The organism is Streptomyces celluloflavus (genome assembly GCA_000720995.1).
GTDB classification, from domain to species: domain Bacteria; phylum Actinomycetota; class Actinomycetes; order Streptomycetales; family Streptomycetaceae; genus Streptomyces; species Streptomyces celluloflavus.
Genome location: JOEL01000004.1, coordinates 287693 through 312413 on the forward strand (window position 1 = coordinate 287693; position 24721 = coordinate 312413).

Sequence of the window (24721 nt, forward strand, 5' to 3'; positions counted from 1 at the left end):
GCGGTATCAGGCGCTCTCGTCCCGGACGGTGTCCAGGGCGCGCTGGAGGTCGTCGGGGTAGGAGCTCTCGAACTCGACCCAGCTGCCGTCGGAGGGGTGCTCGAAGCCCAGCCGCACGGCGTGCAGCCACTGGCGGGTGAGCCCGAGCCGCTTGGCGAGCGTGGGGTCGGCACCGTAGGTCAGGTCACCGGCACAGGGGTGGCGGTGCGCGGACATGTGCACCCGGATCTGGTGGGTGCGGCCGGTCTCCAGCTTGATGTCGAGCAGGCTGGCCGCCCGGAACGCCTCGATCAGGTCGTAGTGCGTGACCGACGGCTTGCCCTCGGCGGTCACGGCCCACTTGTAGTCGTGCTGCGGGTGCCGGCCGATGGGGGCGTCGATGGTGCCGCTCATCGGGTCCGGGTGGCCCTGGACGAGGGCGTGATAGCGCTTGTCGACCGTACGCTCGCGGAACTGCTGCTTGAGGAGGGTGTAGGCGCGCTCGGACTTGGCGACCACCATCAGCCCCGAGGTGCCGACATCGAGGCGGTGCACGATGCCCTGCCGCTCGGCCGCGCCGGAGGTGGAGATGCGGTAGCCGGCCGCGGCGAGACCGCCGATGACCGTGGTGCCGCTCCAGCCGGGGCTCGGGTGCGCGGCGACGCCGACCGGCTTGACGATCACGACGATGTCGTCGTCGTCGTGCACGATCTCCATGCCCTCGACGGGCTCGGCGACGATCTCCACGGGCGCCGCGGGCGCCGGCATCTCGACTTCCAGCCAGGCGCCGCCCTGTACCCGCTCGGACTTCATCACCTCGGACCCGTCGACCCGGACCTTCCCGGCCGCGGCCAGTTCGGCCGCCTTCGTACGGGAGAAGCCGAACATGCGGGCCAGCGCGGCGTCGACGCGCTCGCCCTCCAGGCCGTCCGGTACGGGCAGGGTGCGGATCTCGGGAACGGTGCTCACCCCACGAGTATGGCAGTCCCGCCGCGGTGCCCTTCCCGGGTCCGCCCCGGGGCCCGCCCGGCCCGGCCCTGGAAGGCGGCCGCCCGGCCCGTCAGTCCTTGTGAATCGTGCCGTCGGGGTCGAGCCCGCGGAAGGAGAGGATCACGATCAGGATGCCGCCGCAGACGATCGCGGAGTCGGCGAGGTTGAAGACCGCGAAGTGCGCCGGGCGGATGAAGTCGACCACCGCGCCCTCGAAGACGCCGGGCGAGCGGAAGACCCGGTCGGTGAGGTTGCCGAAGGCACCGCCGAGCAGCAGCCCGAGGGCGATGGCCCACGGCAGGCTGTACAGCTTGCGCGCGATGCGGGCGATCACCACGATCACCACCGTCGCGATGATCGTGAGGAAGATCGTCAGCGCCTCGCCGATGCCGAAGGCGGCACCGCGGTTGCGGATCACGTCGAACTGGAGCAGCGTCCCGATGACCTGGATGGGCGCGTGGTACTCCAGCTTCGCGACCACCAGCATCTTGCTGCCCAGGTCCAGCATGTACACGACGGCCGCGACCAGGATCAGCGCCAGGATCCGGCGTTTGCCCCGGCCCTCACCCTGCTCCGGCTCCGGCTCCGCCGGCCGTCCCCCTTCGGCTCCCGATGCGGGATCCGATCCGGAACCCGGCTCGGATTCCGGCGTACCGGTGATGCGTTCCGCCTCTGCCACGTGTGAGTCCCTCAGCCCGTTGAGTCCGCGGCCAGGCCACGCCTGGCTGACCATGAGGGTACGGCACACGCTGATGGCCGGGGCCGGTACGGGTGTCCGGCGACGGCCTGCGGCACCGTCAGGCGCGCCGCTCCTGCTTCTGCTTGCACTCCACACACAGCGTCGCGCGCGGGAACGCCTGCATCCGCGCCTTGCCGATCGGCTTGCCGCAGTTCTCGCACAGGCCGTACGTGCCCGCGTCCAGCCGCCCCAGCGCCCGCTCGGTCTGCGCCAGCATCTCGCGGGCGTTGGAGGCAAGCGCCAGTTCGTGTTCCCGGGTGATGTTCTTGGTGCCGGTGTCGGCCTCGTCGTCCCCCGCGCCGTCGCCGGAGTCCCGCATCAGCCCGGCGATGGCGGTCTCGGACGCGGCGATCTCGGTGCGCAGCCGCACCGCCTCGCCCATCAGCTCGGTCCGCGCCGCGGCGACCTCGTCCGGCGTCCAGGGGTCCTCACCGGGCCGGACGGCGAGCTCGTCCGGCGCCGCGGCCGGTACCGCCCCCGCGCCCTTCTTCGCCGCCGCCTTCCCGGCCCCCGTCTTCTTCGCCTTGGCGGCCGCGGTCTTGGAGGGTGCCGTCTTGGACGGTGCCGCCTTCGATGCCGCGGTTTTCGATGCCGCGGTCTTGGCGGCGGCGGTCTTGGTCGGTGCGGTCTTGGCGGCGGTGGTCTTGGTCGGTGCGGTCTTTGCGGCGGTCGCCTTGGCCGCGGTGGCCTTCGGAGCGGCCTTGGCGGCGGCGGTCCCGGCCGCCCTCTCAGCCAGGGCCTTTGCCGGGGCTTTAGCCGCCGGAGCCTTCTTGGCCGGGCTCTTCTTGGCCGGGGCCTTCTTGACCGGGGCCTTCTTGACCGGGGCCTTCTTGACCGGGGCCTTCTTGACCGGGGCCTTCTTCGCCGTACTCTCCGCCGGAGCCTGGCCGGGGGCCGCCGTACCGTGCGCCGCTTCCTCCCCGGCGCCCGCCGCCGTGGTCGCGTGCCGCTGCCCACCGGGCGCGGCCTTCCTCGCGGCGTCCTTCCCGGCGGGCGTCGTGCTCTTCTTCGCGGCGGTCTTTTTCGCCACCATGGCCGCGACCCCTTCACGTATATGATCTAGGTGATCTTGTTCGCGAATCGTGACGGGAACGATAAATCGCCACACGGCACGCGGCAACGGGACGCACCGCCCGCCGGCACCCGCCGCCCGGCCCCGAAGCCCGGTCCGCCTCCGTTGTTCCCGGCTCCCCGCCCGGTAATCCGCCACCGCGAGGGGACACCGGCCGCCCCGCACACTCCGGCCCCCGGTGTCTCGCCATTCGGGTCATGACGGCCGCTCCGCACCGCCGCCCGGCCCCGCGCCCCGCGCACCCGGAAAACCGGTCGGCCGCTGTCACCCCGGCCCCGTACACTGGGCGCAGCGAGAGGCATTGATGGGACGAGTAGCGTCGTACGCAGCCGACAGCGACCCGGGGACGGTGTGAGCCCGGGGGCGTGCACGACGTGAAGATCACCCCGGAGTCGCCGGAAGAAAGCCCGCGGGTCATCCCGGAGGCGAGTAGAACCGGCAGCGCGACCCCAATGAGGGGGCGGTGCAGCGGCACCGCCAAGGAGGGTGGTACCGCGGGAGCGCGAGTTCTCGTCCCTCCGGACGGAGAACGCAGCAGGTGTCCGCCGGAGGAAGCCCCGATGAGTCCGCAGCCCCAGTACCGCCAGGTGCCCGCCCAGGTAGACCTTCCCGCCCTTGAGCACGCCGTGCTCGATTTCTGGCAGGAGCAGAAGGTCTTCGCCCGTACCCTCCAGCAGTCCGAGGGACGGCCCGAGTGGGTCTTCTACGAAGGTCCCCCGACCGCCAACGGCATGCCCGGCGCCCACCACATCGAGGCGCGCGTCTTCAAGGACGTCTTCCCCCGGTTCCGCACGATGCAGGGCTACCACGTCGACCGCAAGGCCGGCTGGGACTGCCACGGCCTCCCGGTCGAGCTGGCCGTGGAGAAGGAGCTGGGGTTCAACGGCAAGAAGGACATCGAGGCGTACGGCATCGCCGAGTTCAACGCCAAGTGCCGTGAGTCGGTGACCCGGCACACCGACGCCTTCGCCGAGCTCACGACCCGCATGGGCTACTGGACCGACCTCGACGACCCGTACCGCACCATGGACCCCGGCTACATCGAATCGGTGTGGTGGTCGCTCAAGGAGATCTTCGACAAGGGCCTGCTGGTCCAGGACCACCGCGTCGCCCCCTGGTGCCCGCGCTGCGGCACCGGCCTGTCGGACCACGAGCTGGCGCAGGGCTACGAGACGGTCGTCGATCCCTCGGTCTTCGTCCGCCTCCCGCTGACCTCGGGCCCGCTGGCCGGCCAGGCCGCGCTGCTGATCTGGACGACCACCCCCTGGACACTGGTGTCCAACACCTCGGTCGCCGCGCACCCCGACGTCACCTATGTCGTCGCCACCGACGGCACCGAGCAGCTGATCGTCGCCGAGCCGCTGCTGGCGAAGGCCCTCGGCGAGGGCTGGACGGCCACCGGCCGGTCCTTCACCGGCCGCGAGATGGAGCGCTGGGCCTATGAGCGCCCCTTCTCCCTCATCGAGCTGGAGGGCGCCAACTTCGTCGTCAACGCCGAGTACGTCACGACCGAGGACGGCACCGGCCTCGTCCACCAGGCCCCGGCCTTCGGTGAGGACGACCTCAAGACCTGCAAGGCGTACGGCCTGCCGGTGGTCAACCCGGTCCGCCCGGACGGCACCTTCGAGGAGGGGCTGGCGCTGGTCGGCGGCCAGTTCTTCAAGAAGGCCGACGAGGCGCTCGTGGCCGACCTCGACTCCCGCGGCCTGCTCTTCCGGCACGTCCCGTACGAGCACAGCTACCCGCACTGCTGGCGCTGCCACACCGCGCTCCTCTACTACGCCCAGCCGTCCTGGTACATCCGCACCACCGCGGTCAAGGACGCCTTGCTGCGGGAGAACGAGAACACCAACTGGTTCCCGGATTCGGTCAAGCACGGCCGGTTCGGCGACTGGCTGAACAACAACATCGACTGGGCGCTGTCCCGCAACCGCTACTGGGGCACCCCGCTGCCCATCTGGCGCTGCGCCGAGGACCACCTCACCTGCGTCGGCTCGCTCGCCGAGCTCACCGAGCTGACCGGCACCGACCAGTCGGAGCTGGACCCGCACCGCCCCTTCATCGACGACATCACCTTCGCCTGCCCGACCTGCCAGGGGACCGCGACCCGCGTCCCCGAGGTCATCGACGCCTGGTACGACTCGGGTTCGATGCCGTTCGCGCAGTGGGGCTACCCGTACCGCAACAAGGAGCTCTTCGAGAAGCGCTATCCGGCGCAGTTCATCTCGGAGGCCATCGACCAGACGCGCGGCTGGTTCTACACCCTGATGGCGATCGGCACCCTCGTCTTCGACAAGTCGAGCTACGAAAACGTCGTCTGCCTGGGCCACATCCTCGCCGAGGACGGCCGGAAGATGTCCAAGCACCTGGGCAACATCCTCCAGCCGATCCCGCTGATGGACCAGCACGGCGCCGACGCGGTCCGCTGGTTCATGGCGGCCGGCGGTTCGCCCTGGGCCGCCCGCCGGGTGGGCCACGGCACCATCCAGGAAGTCGTCCGCAAGACCCTGCTGACGTACTGGAACACCGTCGCCTTCCAGGCGCTCTACGCCCGTACGTCCCAGTGGGCACCGTCCGCGGCCGACCCGGCCCCCGCCGACCGCCCGCTGCTGGACCGCTGGCTGCTCGGCGAGCTGAACACCCTGGTCGACCAGGTCACCCGGTCCCTTGAGGCGTACGACACCCAGCGGGCCGGCAAGCTGCTGTCCGCGTTCGTCGACGACCTCTCCAACTGGTACGTCCGCCGCTCGCGCCGCCGTTTCTGGCAGGGCGACGCGGCGGCGCTGCGCACGCTGCACGAGGTCATCGAGACGGTCACCCGGCTGATGGCGCCGCTCACCCCGTTCATCACGGAGCGGGTCTGGCAGGACCTGGTCGTACCGGTCACCCCGGACGCCCCGGACTCCGTCCACCTCTCCAGTTGGCCGGTCGCCGACCTGGAGCGCACCGACGCGACCCTGTCCACGCAGATGCTGCTGGTGCGCCGGCTGGTCGAGCTGGGCCGGGCGGCCCGCGCCGAGTCCGGTGTGAAGACCCGTCAGCCGCTGTCCCGCGCGCTGGTCGCGGCCGCGGGCTTCGCGGAACTCTCCGCGGACCTGCGCGCGCAGATCGCCGAGGAGCTCAACGTCTCCTCCCTCGCCTCGCTCTCGGAGGTGGGAGGTTCCCTGGTCGACACCACCGCGAAGGCGAACTTCCGTGCCCTGGGCAAGCGGTTCGGCAAGGGCGTCCAGGCGGTCGCCAAGGCCGTCGCCGACGCGGACGCCGCGGCGCTTTCGCTCGCACTGCGCGACGGTACGGCGAGCGTCGAGGTCGACGGCGAGACCGTCACGCTGGCCCCCGACGAGGTCATCATCACCGAAACCCCGCGCGAGGGCTGGTCGGTGGCCTCCGACTCCGGGGCCACCGTCGCCCTGGACCTGGAGATCACCCCGGAGCTGCGCCGGGCGGGCCTGGCCCGCGACGCCATCCGGCTGATCCAGGAGGCCCGTAAGAACAGCGGTCTGGACGTCGCCGACCGGATCGCGCTGCGCTGGCGGTCCACCGACGACGAGGTGCGTACGGCACTGGCCGACCACGCCGGTCTGATCTCCGACGAGGTGCTCGCCACCGCGTTCGTGGACGAACACGGCGCCACCGGCGAGGACACCACCGGCTACGGCGAGCCCTTCACGGACGAGGGCCTGGCTCTCACCTTCCAGCTCCGCAAGGCGTAGTCACCTTGCCGTGTTGACGGTGACGCCGTAACGGCCGCGCACGTCGCCGCCACCGCGGCCCGACGCCATACGAAGCCCCCCGGCACTTCCCGTGCCGGGGGGCTTCACCGTCCCCACCACCGCGTCCGGACCAAGGGTCCGCCGCACGGTCTCCCGTCCGCCAACCGCCGGCCGCCCGGCATGCAAAAGGGCCGGGCCCCGAGAGGAATGTTCCCTCGGGGCCCGGCCCTGATTGCCGACTATGCGCGCTGCGCGGACGTCAGTTGTCGTCCTCGTCGATGAGGAAGCCGCGCATCGGCGACGGCGCCTGCTGCATCGGCTGCGGGCTCTGCGGCCGCACCGGTGCCATCGGCTGGGTCATCGCGGGCGACATCTGCTGCTGGCCGCCGTACGACGGAGCGCCGCCGGACGGACCGCCATGGCCGCCCATCGACGGGCCGCCGCCCATGGAGTGACCGCCACCCATGCTCGGCGCACCGGCCGACGCCATCGACGGCGACGGCGGCAGCGAAGCGGTCGCCGGGGTCCGCGGCGGGGCGAGCGAGTCATCGGCCTGGTTCTCCAGCTGACGCAGCTGGCTCTCCAGGTACGACTTCAGCCGTGTGCGGTACTCGCGCTCGAAGCCACGCAGGTCCTCGACCTTGCGCTCCAGCGTGGCGCGGGCGGACTCCAGCGAGCCCATCGCCACGCGGTGCTTCTCCTGCGCGTCCCGCTCCAGCGCATCGGCCTTGGCGCGGGCGTCCCGCTCCAGGCCCTCGGCACGGCTACGCGCCTCGCCGACAATCTTGTTGGCCTCGGAACGGGCCTCCGCGATCGCCTGGTCGGCGGTCTGCTGCGCCAGGGACAGCACGCGGGCCGCGCTGTCGCCGCCGGGGCCGCTCTGCTGGGGCGCCTGCGGCAGCTGCTGCGGACCGCCGGGGCCGCCCATCTGGCCGCCCATCGGGCCACCGAGCGGACCGCCGGGGCCCATCGGACCGGGTCCGTGCGGACCCTGCGGGCCATGGCCACCAGGGCCGGGGGGCAGCTGGGGTGCACCGCCGGGCAGTTGGGGAGGTCCACCCATCCCCTGCTGCTGCGGGACCGGCTGCGGACCGGATATGGCAGCGGGCACCGGAGCCCCTTGGCGTTGTTGCTGCTGCTGATCCTGCGGATCCGGTTTACGCATGTTCTGCTGCTGTTGGTTCTGCGCGGCGGCACGCGTGGCGGCGGCCAGCTTGGCGCGCAGGTCCTCGTTCTCCCGCAGAAGACGGGTCAGTTCGGCTTCGACCTCATCGAGGAAGGCATCGACCTCGTCCTCGTCATAGCCTTCTCGGAGGCGGACGGTCGTGAACTGCTTGTTCCGCACGTCCTCGGGGGTCAACGGCATCTCTACTTCACCTCAACGTAGTCGTCGGCAATCGGCAAGACCGTATCGTTCACACCAACAACACCGACCTCACGACGGTGATCAGGATGTACACGATGATCATCAATACGAAGAAGGACAGGTCGAGCGCCACGCCCCCGAGACGCAGCGGCGGGATGACCCGCCGCAGAAGCTTGAGTGGCGGATCAGTGACAGTGTAGGCGGCCTCCAGAATGACCACCATCGCCTTGCCGGGTTGCCATGAACGGGCGAACTGGAAGACATAGTCCATCACCAGCCGGAAGATCAACACGATCAGGAAGCAGTACAGCGCGATATAGATCACCTGACCAGCGACGTTCATCTCGCGCGTCCCTCTCCCCTTGCCTTGCTTCTGTGTTGGCCTCGCGGCCTCGGTGTGCCCGGTGTTGCGTCTCAGCTCTGGTTGAAGAACCCGCCCTCTGCGATACGGGCCTTGTCCTCCGCCGTGACATCGACGTTAGCAGGCGACAACAGGAACACCTTCTGCGTCACCCGTTCGATACTGCCGTGCAGACCGAAGACGAGTCCGGCGGCAAAGTCGACAAGTCGCTTCGCGTCCGTGTCGTCCATCTCCGTGAGATTCATGATCACCGGAGTGCCCTCACGGAAGTGTTCCCCGATGGTACGGGCTTCGTTGTAGGTCCGGGGGTGCAGTGTGGTGATGCGGTAGGGCTCCCGCTCGGACACAACCTTGGGCATGATCACCGGTGCGTTCTTCTCCAGATTCGGGCGGTCGGGTGTGATGGATGCCACGGGGGCGATTCGGGCGGGTCGTCCGCTTTCCGCGGCGAGCGAAGCGGGCTCGCGCTGCGCCGGAGGCTGCACGGCCCGGACCGGTTCCTCCCGCTCCGGGCGTGTCTCGGCCTGCACTTGGTGCTGTTGACGCCGCCCCCTGTCCGGCTCCGGGTCAAGCTCGGGCTCGAACTCGTCGTCGGGGTCGAAACCCCGGCCGTCGTACCCATCGTCCTCCACGAGGCCGAGGTAGACCGCCATCTTGCGCATCGCGCCGGCCATTCTCTGCGTCCTCCGCTCTGTGGTGGATCGGCTCCGTCACCGGGCGCCTTGGATCCACTCGGTCCGCCCACATGTTTGCGGGAATGACCATATTTTGTGCTGTGGTCCGACTTCTTGGCGACGTTACCCGAGCCGTGGTCGGACTCCGAGTACCGCAGTGCCGACGCGCACATGTGTCGCCCCGGCCGCCACGGCGTCTTCGAGGTCCGCGCTCATGCCCGCTGACACCATGTTGGCAGCAGGATGGGCCGTGCGCAGGTCGGACGAGATTTCCATCAGCCGCTCGAAAGCGGCGAGTTGGCGGCCGGCGTACGGTCCGGCCAGCGGTGCGACCGTCATCACACCGTCCAGGCGCAGACCTTGGGCCGCCGTCACCGCCTCGGCGAGCGCGGCGACGCCGTCCGGTGCCACCCCGCCGCGATCGCCCCGCTCCCCCGACCCGGCGTCAAGCGCCACCTGGATCAGGCAACCCAGCTCACGCCCGGTCCGGACGGCTTCCCTGGAGAGCGCCGTGACGAGCTTGGCCCGGTCGACCGACTGCACAACTCCGGCATAACCGGCCACAGAACGTACCTTGTTCGTCTGCAGTTGACCAACAAAGTGCCAAGTAAGCGGCAAATCAGCGCATTCTGCGGCTTTTGGCGCCGCATCCTGATCGCGGTTCTCCGCGACGTGCCGCACTCCCAGCTCGGCGAGCAGCCGGACATCGCTCGCCGGATAGGTCTTGGTGACCACGATCAGGGTCACCTCGTCCCGCGGCCGGCCGGCCTTGGCGCACGCGGTGGAGATACGGTCCTCCACCCGCGCCAGGTTCTCGGCCAGTTCAGTTCTGCGGTCCGTCATGGCTCAGCCCCCCACCTTCGGCGGGGGTGTCCCCGACCCATACATAGCTCGCGAGCCGCCCCGTGGTGCGGTCGCGCCGATAAGAGAAGTGGTCCGCCGATTCCCGCGTGCAGACGTGGGAATCCTCACGGACCGATACCCCCGCCGCGGCGAGCTGGGCCCGTACCCCCGCGGTGACATCCACCGCCGGGGTGCCCCAACTGGTCGTCGACCACGCCTGCGGGACCACCACGGCGACCTCGGAGCGCATCGCCTCGGGCACTTCGTAACACCGCCCGCAGACCGCGGGTCCGGTGCGGGCCACGATCCGGGCCGGCTCCGCGCCCAGTGCGGCCATCGCCTCGACCGCCGCGGGGACGACCCCGGCGACCAGCCCCGGCCGGCCCGCGTGCGCGGCCCCCGCGATCCCGGCGACCGGGTCGGCGAGGAGAACGGGAGTGCAGTCCGCGGTCAGGACGGCGAGGGCGAGTCCCCGACGGGCGGTCACCACCGCGTCCACACAGGGGATGTCGTCCGTACGCCACGGCCCGTCGACCACCGCCACGTCCCGGCCGTGGACCTGGTGCATCCAGACGACCGACGCCGGATCGAGGCCGAGGTCCCGGGCGGCGAGCTCGCGGTTGGTCCGTACCGCCCGCGGGTCGTCGCCGACCGCGCCGCCGAGATTGAGCTGCTCAAACGGAGCGGCGCTCACCCCGCCCCACCTGTCGGTGAAGGCGAAGTGCGCGCCGCTCTCGTGGTGCTGTTGTCCTATCACTTGCGTGCTTCGGCTACTTCAGGAAGTCGGGTACGTCCAGTTCCTCGGCCGCGGTGTCCGTATACGGACGGGCCTGGGGAACCTGCGGGGTGTTCGCCGGGGGTGCCGGCACCTCGCCCAGCACGGAGCTGTCGGCCGGTCCGGACGCTCCGCCGCGCTCCGCGGCCGATGCGCCGGCGTCCCGTACGGGCACCGCACCGAGGCCGCCGAAGGCCGACGTCCGCGGCTCGGCCGGGGTGACCGGACGGCTCGGGGCCGGTACGGGCTCGTCCCGCTTCGCGGCGGACAGGCCGGCGGACGCGTCGCGGCGGGCCGGCGGCTGACCGCCGTCGAAGCCCGCGGCGATGACCGTGACCCGGACCTCGTCGCCCAGCGCATCGTCGATGACCGCACCGAAGATGATGTTGGCCTCGGGGTGCGCGGCCTCGCTGACCAGCTGCGCGGCCTCGTTGATCTCGAAGAGACCGAGGTCCGAACCGCCGGAGATGGAGAGCAGCACACCGCGGGCGCCGTCGATGGACGCCTCCAGGAGCGGCGAGGAGATCGCCATCTCCGCGGCGGCCACCGCGCGGTCGTCGCCGCGCGCCGAGCCGATGCCCATGAGCGCCGAGCCGGCCTCCGACATCACGGACTTGACGTCGGCGAAGTCGAGGTTGATCAGGCCGGGCGTGGTGATCAGGTCGGTGATGCCCTGGACACCCGACAGCAGCACCTGGTCCGCCGACTTGAACGCGTCGAGCACGCTCACCTGACGGTCCGAGATGGACAGCAGCCGGTCGTTGGGGATGACGATGAGGGTGTCGACCTCTTCGCGCAGCTGCGCGATGCCGTCCTCGGCCTGGTTGGCGCGGCGGCGGCCCTCGAAGGTGAACGGCCGGGTGACCACACCGATCGTCAGGGCGCCCAGCGAGCGGGCGATGTTGGCGACGACGGGCGCGCCGCCGGTGCCGGTGCCGCCGCCCTCTCCCGCGGTCACGAAGACCATGTCGGCCCCCTTGAGGACCTCCTCGATCTCCTCGCGATGGTCCTCGGACGCCTTGCGGCCCACATCCGGGTTGGCGCCGGCGCCGAGTCCGCGCGTCATTTCGCGGCCGACGTCGAGCTTGACGTCGGCGTCGCTCATCAGCAACGCCTGCGCATCGGTGTTGATCGCGATGAACTCGACGCCCTTGAGCCCGACCTCGATCATCCGGTTGATGGCGTTCACGCCACCGCCGCCGATGCCGACGACCTTGATGACTGCGAGGTAGTTCTGCGGTGCTGCCACGTCGAAGGCCTCTCGCCTCGAGTTACGTGTCGTCGCCTCACATTCCGTGTGGACGCCGACTGATGCCGATGGGACGGTCCGTATCGCCGACCCGAACCCTAACGTTGAAGTTTAGGGTTACCTGTGCCTGTGTTCCTGGGTTCCATAGTCCCTTTGGAACGAGACACTAAGTCGACAAGTGGCGCGCGTTCAACGAACACGCCGAACCTCCCGTTTTTCTTTTCACCCTATGTGATCACCCATAGTGGTAGCCATCCAGGGTGCTGGCCTGCGGTGACGTACGTCAACTCCCCGACGTCGCCGGGGCACTGGGCACCGAGACGTCGAAGTGGCGCGCATCACGTGCCGCTTTCAGCAGCGCGGTGAGCACCTTGGCCTTCTCGGCGCCCTGTTCGCTGCTGCCCCACACGACCGTACGGCCCCCCGTCAGTTCGAGGGTGAGGGAGTCGTAGGACCGTACGCGGACCGTCCGCACGTCCTTGCGCAGGGGCGCGGGCAGCTCCCCGGCGACGTCGGCCGCCGCGCGCCGCAGCCGGTCGGTGCCGAACCGGTGCAGGCTCGGGGAGTCCGACGCCGCCATTTCCAGAAAGGGAACACCCTTGGGAGCGGCCGGGACAGTGGCGAAACGGACACCTTCGGCGTCCACTTCGACAAACTTTTTGCCCGATCTCATCAGGAGTTCCGGTGTCCTTTCGGTCACTTCGAGACCGATGGTGTGCGGCCAGGATCGCACGACGTCAACGGTCTTGATGCGCGGAAGCCGTGCGCGCAGCCGTCGGGCCATCGCGTCGGTGTCCACGGAGACCAGCGGCGCGTTCATCGGGGCCTGCGCCGCCTCGATGACCTCATCCGGTGTCAGGACCTCGGTGCCCTCGGCCTTGACGTGCTCGACGCGGAGCCAGTCCGAACCGTAGAGGGTCCAGACGCCGAACGCGCCGAGCAGCACCACGAGGATCGAGATGATGATCAGACCACTGCGGCCCGGTGCACGAAAGACGCGGAAGAGACGGCGCAGCCGCGGGAACCGCCGTGTGCGGGACGCCGTCGAAGGGGGCGGACCGGACCGCGACGCTTTCTTCCCGCCGCGCTTCGCGGTCGTCGGTCCGGCCACGCTCCCCTGCTCTCTCTCGTCGCTACTTGCTCTGCGCGATCGCCTCGTACACCATGCCGACCAGCAGCTCGTCGGCGTCCCGGCGGCCGAACTCGGAGGCCGCGCGGGACATCTCGTACAGCCGGTGCGGATCGGCCAGGACCGGGAGCACGGTGTTCTGCACCCACTCCGGCGTCAGCTGGGCGTCGTCGACCAGCAGACCGCCGCCGGCGTTGACCAGCGGCTGGGCGTTGAGCCGCTGTTCGCCGTTGCCGATGGGCAGCGGGACGAAGGCGGCCGGGAGCCCGACGGCGGACAGTTCGGCGACGGTCATCGCGCCCGCACGGCAGAGCATCATGTCGGCCGCGGCGTACGCGAGATCCATCCGGTCCACATACGGTACCGGGACATACGGCGGCATACCGGGCATGTTGTCCACGTGCGGCAGTTCATTCTTCGGGCCGACCGCGTGCAGTACCTGAATGCCGGAGCGCTGGAGCGCGGGCACGGCGGCCTGGATGACCTCGTTGAGCCGGCGTGCGCCCTGGGAACCGCCGGACACCAGCAGCGTCGGGAGGTTGGGGTCGAGGCCGAAGGCGGCCCGCGCCTCGGGGCGGACGGCCGCGCGGTCCAGCGTGGCGATGGTGCGGCGCAACGGAATCCCGACATAGCGGGCACCGCGCAGCTTGCTGTCCGGGGTGCTGACGGCGACGAACTTGGCGTACCGCGAGCCGATCTTGTTGGCCAGGCCGGGACGGGCGTTGGCCTCGTGGACGATGATCGGCACGCCCCGCCGCTTGGCCGCCAGATAGCCGGGCAGCGCCACATAGCCGCCGAAGCCGACGACGCAGTCCGCCTTCGTGCGCTCCAGGATCTGCTCGGCGGCCTTGATCGTGCCGCGCAGCCGCCCGGGGACGGTGATCAGTTCGGGGGTGGGCTTGCGTGGCAGCGGTACGGCCGGGATCAGACCGAGCTCGTAGCCCCGCTCGGGAACGAGCCGGGTCTCCAGTCCCTTCTCCGTGCCCAGTGCCGTGATCCCCACGGTCGGGTCCTGCCTGCGCAGGGCATCCGCGAGGGCGAGCGCGGGCTCGATGTGGCCGGCGGTCCCCCCACCGGCGAGTACGACATGCACCGAAATTCACCGCTCTCCGGACGGTCGCTTCTTCACGCGCCGTCTCATCGATTTCCATCTCACCCCAGCCGGTTTCCTGCCGAAAACCGGTTGCCGCATGGCCAACGCCGCCCGTGCGGCGGGCTCGTCACGCGCGAAGGCGATCAGCAGCCCGACGGCGAACATCGTCGGCAGCAGGGCGGAACCCCCGAAGGAGAACAGCGGGAGCGGGACACCGGCGATCGGCAACAGGCCGAGCACCGCACCGATATTGATCATGGCTTGCACCATGATCCAGGTGGTCACACCTCCCGCGGCGTACCTCACGAAGGGGTCCTCCGTGCGTCCGGCCACGCGGATACCCGCATAGCCTAGAGCCGCGAAGAGGGCGAGTACCGACAGCGTCCCCGCCAGGCCCAGTTCCTCGCCTGCGATGGCGAAGATGAAGTCGGTGTGCGGTTCCGGGAGTTCACCCCATTTTTCCATACTCGCGCCCAGCCCGGAACCGAAGAATCCGCCGGAAGCCAGCGCGTAAATACCGTGTACAGCCTGCCAGCACTGATCGCTGGGGCCCGGATCCGTGGCCCCGATGCAGGCGAGCCGGGACATCCGGTTGGCGCTCGTCTTGATCAGCAGCGCCGCGACCACGCCCGCGACGGAGAGCACCCCCACGAACAGCCGGGTGGGGGCGCCGGCCAGCCACAGCAGCCCGAAGAGGACCGCCGTGAGAATGACCGCGGTGCCCATATCGCCGCCGAGCATGATCAGACCGAGCAGCAGGAAGGCGACCGGGATCAGCGGTACGAGCAGATGCTTCCACTGCGCGAGCAGCTTCTTGTCGTGCTTGCGGGCCAGCAGGTCAGCGCCCCACAGGACCAGCGCGAGTTTGCCGAACTCGCTGGGCTGCATCTGGAAGGCGCCGCCCAGGTTGAGCCAGTTCTGGTTGCCGTTGACGGCGACCCCGATACCCGGCACCTGCACCAGGCACATCAGGAACACCGAGCCCGCGAGCAGCGGGTAGGCCAGCATGCGGTGCAGCCTGACGGGCATCCGGGCGGCGACCAGCATGAGTCCGCCGCCGAGGACGGCGGCGAGCAGCTGTTTGCGGAAGAAGTACGACGGGGCCAGACCGTACTGAAGGGCCTTGATCTGGGAGGCCGAGTAGACCATCACCAGCCCCAGCACGATGAGCAGGAGGCTGCCGCCGAGGACGAGATAGTAGGCGGTCAGCGGCCGGTCCCAGGCGCGTTTCGCCTGTACGTACAAGCGCCGGGGACCACCCAAGACGCGGCCGCCGCGCGGCGGCCGCCCCGTGGAGGGCCGGCGCGCCGGTCTCGGTGAGGCCGCCTTCGCCGATCGGGCCGTCATTCTCGTCCCCTCCACGGGTGCGCTCGCCGCCGATGGTGACGGCAGCGGGGAGAAACGGTCAGTGATCCGGTGCGGTCAGTTCGCGGACCGCGTCGGCGAAGGCATCGCCCCGCTTGGTGTAGTTCACGAACATGTCCATCGAGGCGCAGGCCGGGGCCAGCAGGACCGTGTCACCGGGCTCGGCCAGCCGCGCCGCTTCCCGGACCGCCTCGGGCATCGCCCCAGTGTCGGTCCGGTCGAGGTCGGCCACCGGCACATCGGGGGCGTGTCGCGCCAGGGCTTCGCGAATCAGCGCCCGGTCGGCGCCGATCAGCACCACGCCGCGCAGCCGCGCGGCCGACTTCCGGACGAGCTCGTCGAAGGTCGCGCCCTTGGCCAGGCCGCCGGCGATCCAGACGATGTGCTCGTACGCCGCCAAGGACGCCTCGGCGGCGTGGGTGTTGGTGGCCTTGGAGTCGTCGACGTAGGCGACGCCGCCGATGTCCGCGATGTGCTGGATACGGTGCGCGTCCGGGTGGAAGGCGCGCAGTCCGTCGCGTACCGCCGTGGGGCGCACGCCGAAGGCGCGGGCCAGCGCCGCGGCCGCGAGGGCGTTGGCGATGTTGTGCGGGGCGGCGGGGGTGATGTCCGCGACCTCGGCCAGTTCCTGCGCCTGCTGCTGCCGGTTGGCCACGAAGGCGCGGTCGACGAGGAGGCCCTCGACCACACCGAGCTGCGAGGGGCCGGGGGTGCCGAGGGTGAAGCCGATGGCCCGGCAGCCCTCCTCGACGTCGGCCCGGCGGACCAGGTCCTCGGTCGCGCCGTCCGCCGCGTTGTAGACGCAGGCGACGGTGTTGCCCTCGTAGATACGGCCCTTGTCGGCGGCGTAGGCCGCCATGGAGCCGTGCCAGTCGAGGTGGTCGGGGGCGAGGTTGAGGACGGTGGCGGAGTGCGGGCGTACGGAGGGCGCCCAGTGGAGCTGGTAGCTGGAGAGCTCGACCGCCAGGACGTCGTACGGCTCGTCCGAGAGGACGACGTCCACGAGCGGGACGCCGATGTTGCCGACGGCGGCGGTGCGCAGCCCCTCGGCCTCCAGGATGGCGGCCAGCATCCGGACCGTGGTCGTCTTGCCGTTGGTGCCGGTGACCGCGAGCCACGGCGGTGCGTCGGGGCGGCGCAGCCGCCAGGCCAGCTCGACGTCGCCCCATACGGGCACACCGGCCTGTTCGGCGGCGCGGAAAAGCGGGCTGGTGGGCTTCCAGCCGGGGGTGGTGACGACGAGTTCGGTGCCCTCGGGGAGGGTGTCGCCGTCACCGAGGCGGACCGTCACGCCCAGCGCTTCGAGCTCGGCGGCCTCGGCGCGCTGCCGCTCGCCGTCACTGCCGTTGACGACCGTGACGGTGGCGCCGAGGCCGGCCAGGGCGCGGGCGGCGGGGACGCCGCTCACGCCGAGGCCGGCGACGGTGATGCGCATGCCGGAGAAGTCCTGCGGGGTCACTTGGCCGCCTGCCAGCCGCCGTAGAAGATGCCGAGTCCGACGATCACGCACATGCCCTGGATGATCCAGAATCTGACCACCACCAGCACTTCGCTCCAGCCCTTCAGTTCGAAGTGATGCTGAAGTGGCGCCATGCGGAAGACCCGCTTGCCGGTGAGGCGGAAGGATCCGACCTGGATCACCACGGACATGGTGATGAGCACGAACAGTCCGCCGAGGACGGCCAGCAGCATCTCGGTACGGGAGCAGATGGCCAGGCCGGCGAGCGCGCCGCCCAGTGCCAGCGAACCGGTGTCACCCATGAAGATCTTGGCGGGTGAGGTGTTCCACCACAGGAAGCCGAAGCAGGCACCCATCAGCGCCGAGGCGACGACCGCCAGGTCGAGTGGATCGCGGACCTCGTAACAGGCGGGTCCCGCGGTGATCTGGTTGGCGCAGGACTCCTGGTACTGCCAGATACCGATGAACGTGTACGCGCCGAAGACCATCACCGAGGCGCCGGTGGCCAGGCCGTCGAGGCCGTCGGTGAGGTTCACGCCGTTGGACATCGCCAGGATCATGAACAGCGCCCAGATCACGAAGAGCACCGGGCCGATCTGCCAGCCGAAGTCCTGGGTGAAGGACAGCCGGTCGGAGGCCGGGGTCTGTCCGCGCAGATCCGCGAACTGCAAGGAGAGCACCGCGAAGGCGATACCGACGATCAGCTGGCCGGCCATCTTGGCCTTGGCCCGCAGACCCAGCGAACGCTGCTTGACGATCTTGATGTAGTCGTCGAGGAAGCCGACCAGACCCATGCCCGCCATCAGGAAGAGCACCAGCACACCGGAGAAGGTGGGGTCGCTGCTCGTGATGACCTTGGTCAGCGCGTACGCGATGATCGTGGCCAGGATGAAGGCGATACCACCCATGGTGGGGGTACCGCGCTTGCTGTGGTGGTCCCGCGGTCCGTCATCGCGGATGAACTGACCGTAGCCCTTCTTGGCCAGCAGCTTGATCAGCACCGGGGTACCGATCAGGGTCAGGAAGAGCCCGATCATTCCGGAGAAGAGGATCTGCTTCATCGAGTTCATCGGGCTGCGGCCCCGCCCTCAGCGCCCAGTACGCCCTCGTCGTCAAGCAATGCTGCGGCGACCCGCTCCAGACCCATCGATCTGGACGCCTTCACCAGCACGACGTCTCCCGGTCGCAGCTCGCTGCGCAACAGGTCGACCGCCGCCTGCGCGTCGGACACGTGCACCGACTCCTCACCCCACGAACCCTCGTTCTTGGCGCCCATGTCGAGCCAGGCCGCTTCCCTGCCGCCGACTGCCACGAGCTTGCTGACGTTGAGCCGGACGACCAGCCGTCCGACCGCGTCGTGTTCGGCGAGCGCGTCCCCGCCCAGCTCGGCCATCTCACCGAGCACCGCCCACGTACGACCGCCTGCTGTCCTGGCGGCCGTGCCCATCGCGACCAGCGCTCGCAGCGCCGCTCGCATGGACTCGGGATTCGCGTTGTAGGCGTCGTTGACGACCGTCACGCCGTCCGCGCGCTCGGTGACCTCCATCCGCCAGCGGGAGAGCGTGCCGGCTTCGGAGAGCGCCACGGCGATCTCGTCTGCGGGCATGCCCAACTCATGGGCGACGGCGGCCGCGGCAAGCGCGTTCGACACGTGGTGCTCACCGTACAGCCGCATCGTCACATCGCCGCACCCGGAGGGTGTGTGAAGCGTGAAGGCGGGCCTGCCCTGGGCGGTGAGCCGGACATTCTCGGCACGTACGTCGGCGTCCGCGGCCTCGCCGAACAGGAGCGTACGGGCCTTCGTACGGGGCGCCATGGCGCGTACGTACGGATCGTCCGCGTTGAGGACCGCGAGTCCGTCCTCGGGCAGCGCCTCGACCAGTTCGCCCTTGGCCTGGGCGATCTGCTCGCGGCCGCCGAACTCGCCGATGTGCGCGGTGCCGACGTTCAGCACCACGCCGATCCTGGGCGGGGTCAGCTCGGCGAGGTAGCGGATGTGGCCGACGCCGCGGGCACCCATCTCCAGGACGAGGTGCCGGGTGTCCGCCTCGGCACGCAGCGCGGTCAGCGGCAGCCCGATCTCGTTGTTGAGGTTGCCCTCCGGCCAGACGGTCGGACCGCACCGCTGCAGGAGCTGGGCGATCAGGTCCTTGGTGCTGGTCTTGCCGGCCGAGCCGGTGAGGGCGACGACGGTGGCGCCGAGCCGCTCGACGACGGTGCGGGCGAGCGCGCCGAGCGCGCCGACCACGTCGTCGACGACGATCGCGGGGACGCCGACGGGGCGGGCCGCCAGTACGGCCACCGCGCCCGCCTCGACCGCGCGCCGCGCGAAGTCGTGGCCGTCGACGCGTTCCCCGGCGAAGGCCACGAACAGGCCGCCGGGGCGCACCTCGCGGGAGTCCTTGGCGACGGGCCCGGTGACCTGGACCCCGGCGTCCGGTATGTCGTGCTGCTGCCCGCCGACGATTCTCGCGATCTCGGCTAGGGACAGGGAGATCACAGGTCACCCCCGGCGGGGGGCAGGAGGTACCAACAGAAGGGTTGTGCGCGCATGGCGGTGTGTCATCCCTGGTGGTTCGGCTGCTGTGACGTCAAGGAAGCCTCGATGGCCTCGCGCAGCACCTGGCGGTCGTCGAAGGGGCGGACCACTCCGGCGATGTCCTGGCCCTGCTCGTGGCCCTTGCCCGCGACGATCACGGTGTCGCCGGGCTCGGCACGGGCGACGGCGGCGGCGATGGCGGCGGCCCGCTCTTCTTCGACCAGCACGGTGCCGCGTTCGTGGACGGGCACCTCGGCGGCGCCCGCGAGCATGGTGGCGAGGATCGCGAGCGGGTCCTCGGAACGGGGGTTGTCGGAGGTCAGTACGGCGGTGTCGGCGAGCCGGGCGACCGCGGCACCCATCGGGACGCGCTTGTGCGGGTCACGGTCGCCGCCGCAGCCGAGGACGGCGTGCAGCTTGCCCTCGGTGACCTTGCGCAGCGCGCGGAGAACCGATTCGACGGCGTCGGTCTTGTGGGCGTAGTCGACGACCGCCAGATAGGGCTGGCCGGCGTCGACGCGCTCCAGGCGGCCGGGGACGCCGGGGACCGCCGCGACGCCGTCGGCGGCGGTCTGCGGGTCGATCCCCGCGACGATCAGCGCGGTGATGGCGGCGAGCGCGTTGGCGACGTTGAACGGGCCGGCGATCGGGGAGGCGGCGCGCAGCGTCCGGCCGTCCGGACCGTGCACGGTGAAGGTCGAGCCCAGCGCGCCGACCTCGACGTCCGCGGCCCGCCAGTCCGCGTCCGGGTGGCCCTCGGCGGAGAAGGTGGTGACCGGGACCTCGGACTCGCCGTCGGCCAGCCGCCTGCCGTACTCGTCGTCGAGGTTGACGACACCGGCGCGGCTGCGGGCCCTGGTGAACAGCTGGGCCTTGGCCTGGAAGTAGTCCTCCATGCCGGAGTGGAACTCCATGTGCTCCGGGCTGAGGTTGTTGAAGATCGCGACGTCGAAGACGCAGCCGTCGACGCGGCCGAGGACCAGCGCGTGGCTGGAGACCTCCATGGCGACCGCGCGGACGCCGCGCTCGCGCATGACGGCGAAGAGCGCCTGGAGGTCGGTGGCCTCGGGGGTGGTGCGCTCGGACTTCATGCGCTCACCGCCGATCCGGGTCTCGACGGTGCCGATCAGGCCGGTCGGCGCGCCGTCCGACTTCGCGGCGGCCGCCCGCAGCCCGCCCTCGATGAGGTAGGCGGTGGTGGTCTTGCCGGAGGTGCCGGTGATGCCGATCTGGAGCAGGTCCTCGCCCGGCGCTCCGTAGATCGAGACGGCCAGCGCGCCCATCCGCGAGCGCGGGTTCTCGACGACGAGGACCGGCAGACCGGTCGCCGCGGCGCGGTCCGCGCCCGCCGGGTCGGTCAGGATCGCGGCGGCGCCGAGGTCGGCGGCCTGGGCGACGAAGTCGGCGCCGTGCAGACGGGCGCCGGGCAGCGCGGCGTAGACGTCACCGGGACGGACCGCCCGGGAGTCGTGCGTGATGCCGGTGACCTGGACATCGGGCCCGCCCGCGGCCGGAGCCGGGGTGCCCAGCTGTGCGGCGAGATCCGCCAGGCGGGTCGGGCGGACCCGCTCGGGGCGGGGTGCGCCCGGGTATGTGCCGGGGCCCTCCTTCTCGGCGTTCCGGGTTTTTGGGGACTGATCAGCTTGTGACACGGCGGTGAGCGTACCGGGCACAACGGCTCCGGGGCGAAGTGAGGGCTGCTGCGGGGAATGGTTCCCGGGGCCGGGGGTGATGGTCGTCACGGCGGTGTTGCCTCGATTTCATTCGCCTGGCTTGAAGGTGACCGGCAGCCTCGGGGGCTGGCTGCCGCTCGGCGGAACCTGGAGGGTTTTGAGCGCGAACTCCATGACCTTCTGGTAGATCGGGCCGCAGACCTGACCGCCGAAATAGCTGCCCTTGGTGGGATTCTGGACGGCGCAGTAGACCGTGATACGGGGCTTGTCGGCGGGCGCGAACCCGGCGAAGGAAGCCGTGTAGCCGTGGTAGCGGCCGGTCTTGGGGTCCACCCTGTTGGACGTGCCGGTCTTGCCCCCGACACGGTATCCGTCGATCTTCGCGTTCGCTCCGGTGCCCTCCCGGTCGTCGACCACCGATTCGAGCATGGTGGCGAGGGTGGCCGCGGTCTTCTTGCTGACCACGCGGTTCTTGGCGGGCTCCGGCGCGGGGGTGTAGCGGCCGCCGGGCCCGGTGGTGCCGCGGACGAGCGTGGGGGCGACGCGCTCGCCGCCGTTGGCGATCGTGGAGTAGACCGACGCGGCCTGGACGGCGTTGAGGGACAGCCCCTGGCCGAACGGGATGGTGAACTGCTGCGAGGTGTTCCACTTCTGCGGCTCGGCCAGGATGCCGGCCGTCTCCCCCGGGAAGCCGAGCCCCGTCGGCTTCCCGATCCCGAACTTCCGCAGGTAGGAGTAGAGCACCTGGTTGGTCTCCTGCTGCGTCTTGCCGAGCTGGCCGACGGCGAGGATCGTGCCGATGTTGCTGGACTTGGCGAGCACGCCGTTGAGCGTGAGGTGCCAGGTGGCGTGGTCGATGTCGTCCGCGAACAGCCGGTCGCCGCGGTGCAGCCGGTTGGGCACGGTGACCTTGGTCGCGGGGGTGGCGGCGCCCTCCTCCAGGACGGCGGCCATCGACATCAGCTTGCTGGTGGAGCCCGGTTCGTACGCGTCGGTGAGCGCGGCGTTGCCCAGTGCGGCCGGGTCCGCCTTCGCGACGTTGTTGGGGTCGAAGCCGGGTGAGTTGGCCAGCGCCAGGATCTCGCCGGTCCGGGTGTCCTGGACGACGACGTAACCGCGGTCGGCCTTGGACTTCTCGACCTGCTGCGTGATGGCCTGCTGGGCCGCCCACTGGATGTCGCGGTCGAGGGTGAGCGTGACGCCGGTACCGGGGACGGCGGGGTGCTCCTGGGTGTCGCCGGTGGGCACCCGGCGGCCGCCGGACTGGGCGTAGACGAGCTTGCCGTCCTTGCCCGCGAGGCTCTCGTCGAGCCGTGCCTCCAGGCCGCCGGCGCCCTTGCCCTCGTTGTTGACGAAGCCGACGACACCGGCCGCGAGGTCCTGGTTGGGGTAGACGCGCTTGCTGTGCTTGTCGGCGAAGACGCCGACCAGGACGTTGGGGCGGGGCGCCTGCCGGGGTGCGGCGGCGGCCTTGCGGTCGAGGACCTTGCGGAGGTCCTTGATCTGCTTCCAGACCTGCGGGGTCTGCTGCCGGGCGAGCACGACGTAGCGCGTCCGGGCGTTGCCGAGCTTTTTGGCGAGGGTGGCCCGGTCCTCGCCGAGGACGGGCGCGAGCAGCGCCGCGGCCTGCTGCGGCGCGTCCTCGATCTTGGTCTTGTCGGGCGCCAGCAGGCTGGGGTCGGCGGTGATGTCGTACGCGTCCACGGAGGTGGCCAGGGCCACCCCGTCCCGGTCCGTGATCGTGCCGCGCTCGGCGGCGAGCTTGACCGGGACGTAGCGGTTCTCGTTGGCCTTCGCGGCGTACGCCCCGGCGTCCACGGCCTGCACCTGGAAGAGCCGGACGACGAAGACCAGCATCACCAGCGTCAGCGCGAGCGCGACCAGCCGCAGCCGGGGACGCGGGCTGCCGAGGCGGAAGGGGGCGGCACCGGAGCGCGGGCGTCCGGAGCGGGGGGCGGGGCGCCGGGCCGCCGCGGGTCCGGAGCGGCCGGCCCCGGACGCGGTGCGCTTGCCGGACGCCGCTTTCGCCGAGGGGCGGGCGGCCGGGCGCTGCGGGCCGCGCTGGGCCGGGCGCGGGACGCGGCGGCGGGGGTCCTTGGGCTCGGTCATACCGCGTTCTCCGGGGCGTGCGCGGGGATGGCTGGACCGCGGGTGGTGGCTGCGGGAACGCCTGGGGCCTGGGCTGCGCAGGTGTCGTAGGGGTCGGCGGCCTCGCGCGTCACGGGATCACCTGCCGAAGGTCGTCGGAGAGAGGGCGGCCCCGGCACCCGGAGCGCCCGCCGTGCCCGGCAGCGCGGACGGGCCCGTGAGCAGCGGCCGGACCCGGAAGCTCATCGGCGCCGGCCCGGACGTGGCCTCGCTCGGCTTGCCGCGGACCGTACCGTCCGGGTTCAGGAACGCCGGGGTGCCGCCCGGCACCATGCCCAGCTCCCGGGCCCGCCGTTCGAGCCCGCCCGGCGCGGAGTAGGAGTCCACTTCCTGTTGCAGCGCCTGCTGCTCGTCCGTCAGCTCGTCGGTCTTCTTCTCCAGCTTGCTGAGCTCGAACGATCCCTGGTTGAGCGCGGAGTTGAGCAGCAGCAGCGAAATCAGCCCGGAGCCGAGCAGGACGACGACCAGGAGTACGAAGGGCGTACGCGCCGCGGTGCCGGCGCCGGAGGGGAAGAGCGCCGAGAGGCGTCCCTGCCTCCCGCGCGGCCGCCCCTGGGCGCTCACGCGATGTCCTCGCGGATGCGCTGTGCGCCGCGCAGCCGGGCGGGGGCCGCGCGCCGGTTCTCGGCGACTTCCTCCTCCGTGGGGAGTTCGGCGCCCCGGGTGAGCAGTTGTAGCCGGGGCTGGTAGCGCTCGGGGACGACCGGCAGGCCGGGCGGTGCGGTGTTGGCCGCGCCGGCCGCGAGGACCTGCTTGACGATGCGGTCCTCCAGCGACTGGTAGGAGAGGACAGCGATCCGGCCGCCGACCGCCAGGGACTTCACGGCGGCCGGGATGGCGCGCTCCACACTGGCCAGTTCGGCGTTGACCTCGATGCGCAGGGCCTGGAAGGTGCGTTTGGCGGGGTTGCCGCCGGTGCGCTTGGCGGCCTGCGGCAGCGCGTCGCGGATGAGCTCGACCAGCCGCGCGCTGTTCGTGAAGGGCTCCTTGGCGCGTTCGCGGACGACCGCCTCGACGATCCGCTTGGCCTGCTTCTCCTCACCGTAGGAGCGCAGGATCCGGACGAGGTCACCGGGCGCGTAGGTGTTGAGGACGTCGGCGGCGCTGATCCCGGTCGTCTGGTTCATCCGCATGTCCAGCGGCGCGTCCTGCGCGTACGCGAAACCGCGCTCGGCCTCGTCGAGCTGCATGGAGGAGACGCCGAGGTCGAACAGGACGCCCTGGACGCGTGGCAGTCCGAGCCGGTCGAGGACCTCGGGCAGTTCGTCGTAGACGGCGTGCACCAGGGTGGCGCGCTCGCCGTAGGGGGCCAGCCGCTCCCCCGCGAGCCGCAGTGCGACCGGATCGCGGTCGAGGGCGACGAGGCGGGCCGCCGGGAAGGTGGCGAGCAGCGCCTCGCTGTGTCCGCCGAGGCCGAGGGTGCAGTCGACGACGACCGCCCCGGGTTCGGCGAGGGCGGGGGCGAGCATGTCCAGACAGCGCTGGAGCATGACGGGTACGTGACGGGTGTTGCCGCTCATGCGCCGGCCTCGCCGCGCTCGGCGGGCCCGCATT

The 24721-nt window shown here is 70.9% G+C and carries 20 protein-coding genes; 1 reads left to right on the forward strand and 19 read right to left on the reverse strand.

Features of this window, described 5'->3' with window-relative positions:
* Positions 1 to 6: 6 nt before the first annotated feature.
* From IH09_RS06360 to IH09_RS06370, 3 genes are all read right to left on the reverse strand, one after another.
* On the reverse strand, positions 7 to 948 hold the full coding sequence (locus IH09_RS06360; RefSeq protein ID WP_052854897.1) for an RluA family pseudouridine synthase: 942 nt from the start codon (positions 946 to 948) through the stop codon (positions 7 to 9).
* Between the two features lie 91 nt (positions 949 to 1039).
* Positions 1040 to 1648: a signal peptidase II gene (lspA, locus tag IH09_RS06365; RefSeq protein ID WP_052854899.1), complete on the reverse strand. Its 609-nt coding sequence runs from the start codon at positions 1646 to 1648 to the stop codon at positions 1040 to 1042.
* Between the two features lie 118 nt (positions 1649 to 1766).
* Entirely contained in the window at positions 1767 to 2741 is a 975-nt protein-coding gene (locus IH09_RS06370) for a TraR/DksA family transcriptional regulator (RefSeq protein WP_052854901.1), read from the reverse strand.
* Positions 2742 to 3340: 599 nt separating this feature from the next.
* Between IH09_RS06370 and ileS the strand changes: the two genes are divergently transcribed.
* A complete protein-coding gene (ileS, locus tag IH09_RS06375; RefSeq protein ID WP_052854903.1) occupies positions 3341 to 6493 on the forward strand; it encodes an isoleucine--tRNA ligase in 3153 nt (1050 codons plus the stop codon).
* Positions 6494 to 6752: 259 nt separating this feature from the next.
* Here the strand turns inward: ileS and IH09_RS06380 are convergent, their stop codons facing one another.
* The 16 genes from IH09_RS06380 to rsmH all read right to left on the reverse strand — a co-directional run bounded on the left by IH09_RS06380 (position 6753) and on the right by rsmH (position 24687).
* The gene (locus tag IH09_RS06380) at positions 6753 to 7859 is read right to left on the reverse strand and encodes a DivIVA domain-containing protein (RefSeq protein WP_052854905.1); all 1107 of its coding nucleotides are present in this window, start codon (positions 7857 to 7859) and stop codon (positions 6753 to 6755) included.
* Positions 7860 to 7908: 49 nt separating this feature from the next.
* Complete coding sequence (locus tag IH09_RS06385; protein WP_052854907.1) at positions 7909 to 8202, reverse strand: YggT family protein; 294 nt, start codon at positions 8200 to 8202, stop codon at positions 7909 to 7911.
* Between the two features lie 71 nt (positions 8203 to 8273).
* Positions 8274 to 8894 (reverse strand): cell division protein SepF, encoded by a 621-nt coding sequence (locus IH09_RS06390; RefSeq protein ID WP_052854910.1) that lies wholly within the window; start codon positions 8892 to 8894, stop codon positions 8274 to 8276.
* 123 nt (positions 8895 to 9017) lie between these two features.
* A complete protein-coding gene (locus IH09_RS06395) occupies positions 9018 to 9737 on the reverse strand; it encodes a YggS family pyridoxal phosphate-dependent enzyme (protein ID WP_052854912.1) in 720 nt (239 codons plus the stop codon).
* Positions 9718 to 10494 carry a peptidoglycan editing factor PgeF gene (gene pgeF, locus IH09_RS06400; protein WP_110952099.1) on the reverse strand — a complete coding sequence of 259 codons (777 nt, stop codon included), beginning with the start codon at positions 10492 to 10494 and terminating at the stop codon, positions 9718 to 9720. Before pgeF ends, IH09_RS06395 begins: the two co-directional genes overlap by 20 nt.
* A gap of 13 nt (positions 10495 to 10507) precedes the next feature.
* Positions 10508 to 11761, reverse strand: coding sequence for a cell division protein FtsZ (gene ftsZ / locus IH09_RS06405; RefSeq protein ID WP_052854917.1), 1254 nt, complete (start codon positions 11759 to 11761; stop codon positions 10508 to 10510).
* A 283-nt stretch (positions 11762 to 12044) separates the two neighbouring features.
* Entirely contained in the window at positions 12045 to 12872 is an 828-nt protein-coding gene (locus IH09_RS06410; protein ID WP_052854919.1) for an FtsQ-type POTRA domain-containing protein, read from the reverse strand.
* Between the two features lie 22 nt (positions 12873 to 12894).
* Complete coding sequence (gene murG / locus IH09_RS06415; RefSeq protein WP_052854921.1) at positions 12895 to 13983, reverse strand: undecaprenyldiphospho-muramoylpentapeptide beta-N-acetylglucosaminyltransferase; 1089 nt, start codon at positions 13981 to 13983, stop codon at positions 12895 to 12897.
* Between the two features lie 6 nt (positions 13984 to 13989).
* Complete coding sequence (gene ftsW, locus IH09_RS06420) at positions 13990 to 15330, reverse strand: putative lipid II flippase FtsW (RefSeq protein WP_052854923.1); 1341 nt, start codon at positions 15328 to 15330, stop codon at positions 13990 to 13992.
* 58 nt (positions 15331 to 15388) lie between these two features.
* Positions 15389 to 16783, reverse strand: coding sequence for a UDP-N-acetylmuramoyl-L-alanine--D-glutamate ligase (murD, locus tag IH09_RS06425; protein ID WP_052855122.1), 1395 nt, complete (start codon positions 16781 to 16783; stop codon positions 15389 to 15391).
* A 20-nt stretch (positions 16784 to 16803) separates the two neighbouring features.
* A complete protein-coding gene (gene mraY, locus IH09_RS06430; RefSeq protein WP_052854925.1) occupies positions 16804 to 17868 on the reverse strand; it encodes a phospho-N-acetylmuramoyl-pentapeptide-transferase in 1065 nt (354 codons plus the stop codon).
* 5 nt (positions 17869 to 17873) lie between these two features.
* On the reverse strand, positions 17874 to 19307 hold the full coding sequence (locus tag IH09_RS06435) for a UDP-N-acetylmuramoyl-tripeptide--D-alanyl-D-alanine ligase (protein ID WP_052854928.1): 1434 nt from the start codon (positions 19305 to 19307) through the stop codon (positions 17874 to 17876).
* A 62-nt stretch (positions 19308 to 19369) separates the two neighbouring features.
* Positions 19370 to 21088: a UDP-N-acetylmuramoyl-L-alanyl-D-glutamate--2,6-diaminopimelate ligase gene (locus IH09_RS06440; RefSeq protein WP_052854929.1), complete on the reverse strand. Its 1719-nt coding sequence runs from the start codon at positions 21086 to 21088 to the stop codon at positions 19370 to 19372.
* 18 nt (positions 21089 to 21106) lie between these two features.
* Positions 21107 to 23128, reverse strand: a complete 2022-nt coding sequence (locus tag IH09_RS06445; RefSeq protein WP_052854931.1) for a peptidoglycan D,D-transpeptidase FtsI family protein — start codon at positions 23126 to 23128, stop codon at positions 21107 to 21109.
* A 117-nt stretch (positions 23129 to 23245) separates the two neighbouring features.
* Positions 23246 to 23731, reverse strand: a complete 486-nt coding sequence (locus IH09_RS06450; protein WP_052854933.1) for a septum formation initiator family protein — start codon at positions 23729 to 23731, stop codon at positions 23246 to 23248.
* A complete protein-coding gene (gene rsmH, locus IH09_RS06455; RefSeq protein WP_052854934.1) occupies positions 23728 to 24687 on the reverse strand; it encodes a 16S rRNA (cytosine(1402)-N(4))-methyltransferase RsmH in 960 nt (319 codons plus the stop codon). The genes IH09_RS06450 and rsmH overlap by 4 nt, the downstream gene beginning before the upstream one ends.
* Positions 24688 to 24721 lie beyond the last annotated feature (34 nt).

Coding starts and splice junctions, on each gene's coding strand:
- IH09_RS06390 (WP_052854910.1), bottom strand. CDS start 8,894: ATGGCCGGCGCGATGCGCAAGATGGCGGTCTACCTCGGCCTCGTGGAG.
- IH09_RS06380 (WP_052854905.1), bottom strand. CDS start 7,859: ATGCCGTTGACCCCCGAGGACGTGCGGAACAAGCAGTTCACGACCGTC.
- ftsW (WP_052854923.1), bottom strand. CDS start 15,330: ATGACGGCCCGATCGGCGAAGGCGGCCTCACCGAGACCGGCGCGCCGG.
- mraY (WP_052854925.1), bottom strand. CDS start 17,868: ATGAAGCAGATCCTCTTCTCCGGAATGATCGGGCTCTTCCTGACCCTG.
- ileS (WP_052854903.1), top strand. CDS start 3,341: ATGAGTCCGCAGCCCCAGTACCGCCAGGTGCCCGCCCAGGTAGACCTT.
- rsmH (WP_052854934.1), bottom strand. CDS start 24,687: ATGAGCGGCAACACCCGTCACGTACCCGTCATGCTCCAGCGCTGTCTG.
- IH09_RS06370 (WP_052854901.1), bottom strand. CDS start 2,741: ATGGTGGCGAAAAAGACCGCCGCGAAGAAGAGCACGACGCCCGCCGGG.
- murD (WP_052855122.1), bottom strand. CDS start 16,783: ATGCGCATCACCGTCGCCGGCCTCGGCGTGAGCGGCGTCCCCGCCGCC.
- IH09_RS06445 (WP_052854931.1), bottom strand. CDS start 23,128: ATGACCGAGCCCAAGGACCCCCGCCGCCGCGTCCCGCGCCCGGCCCAG.
- IH09_RS06395 (WP_052854912.1), bottom strand. CDS start 9,737: ATGACGGACCGCAGAACTGAACTGGCCGAGAACCTGGCGCGGGTGGAG.
- IH09_RS06385 (WP_052854907.1), bottom strand. CDS start 8,202: ATGAACGTCGCTGGTCAGGTGATCTATATCGCGCTGTACTGCTTCCTG.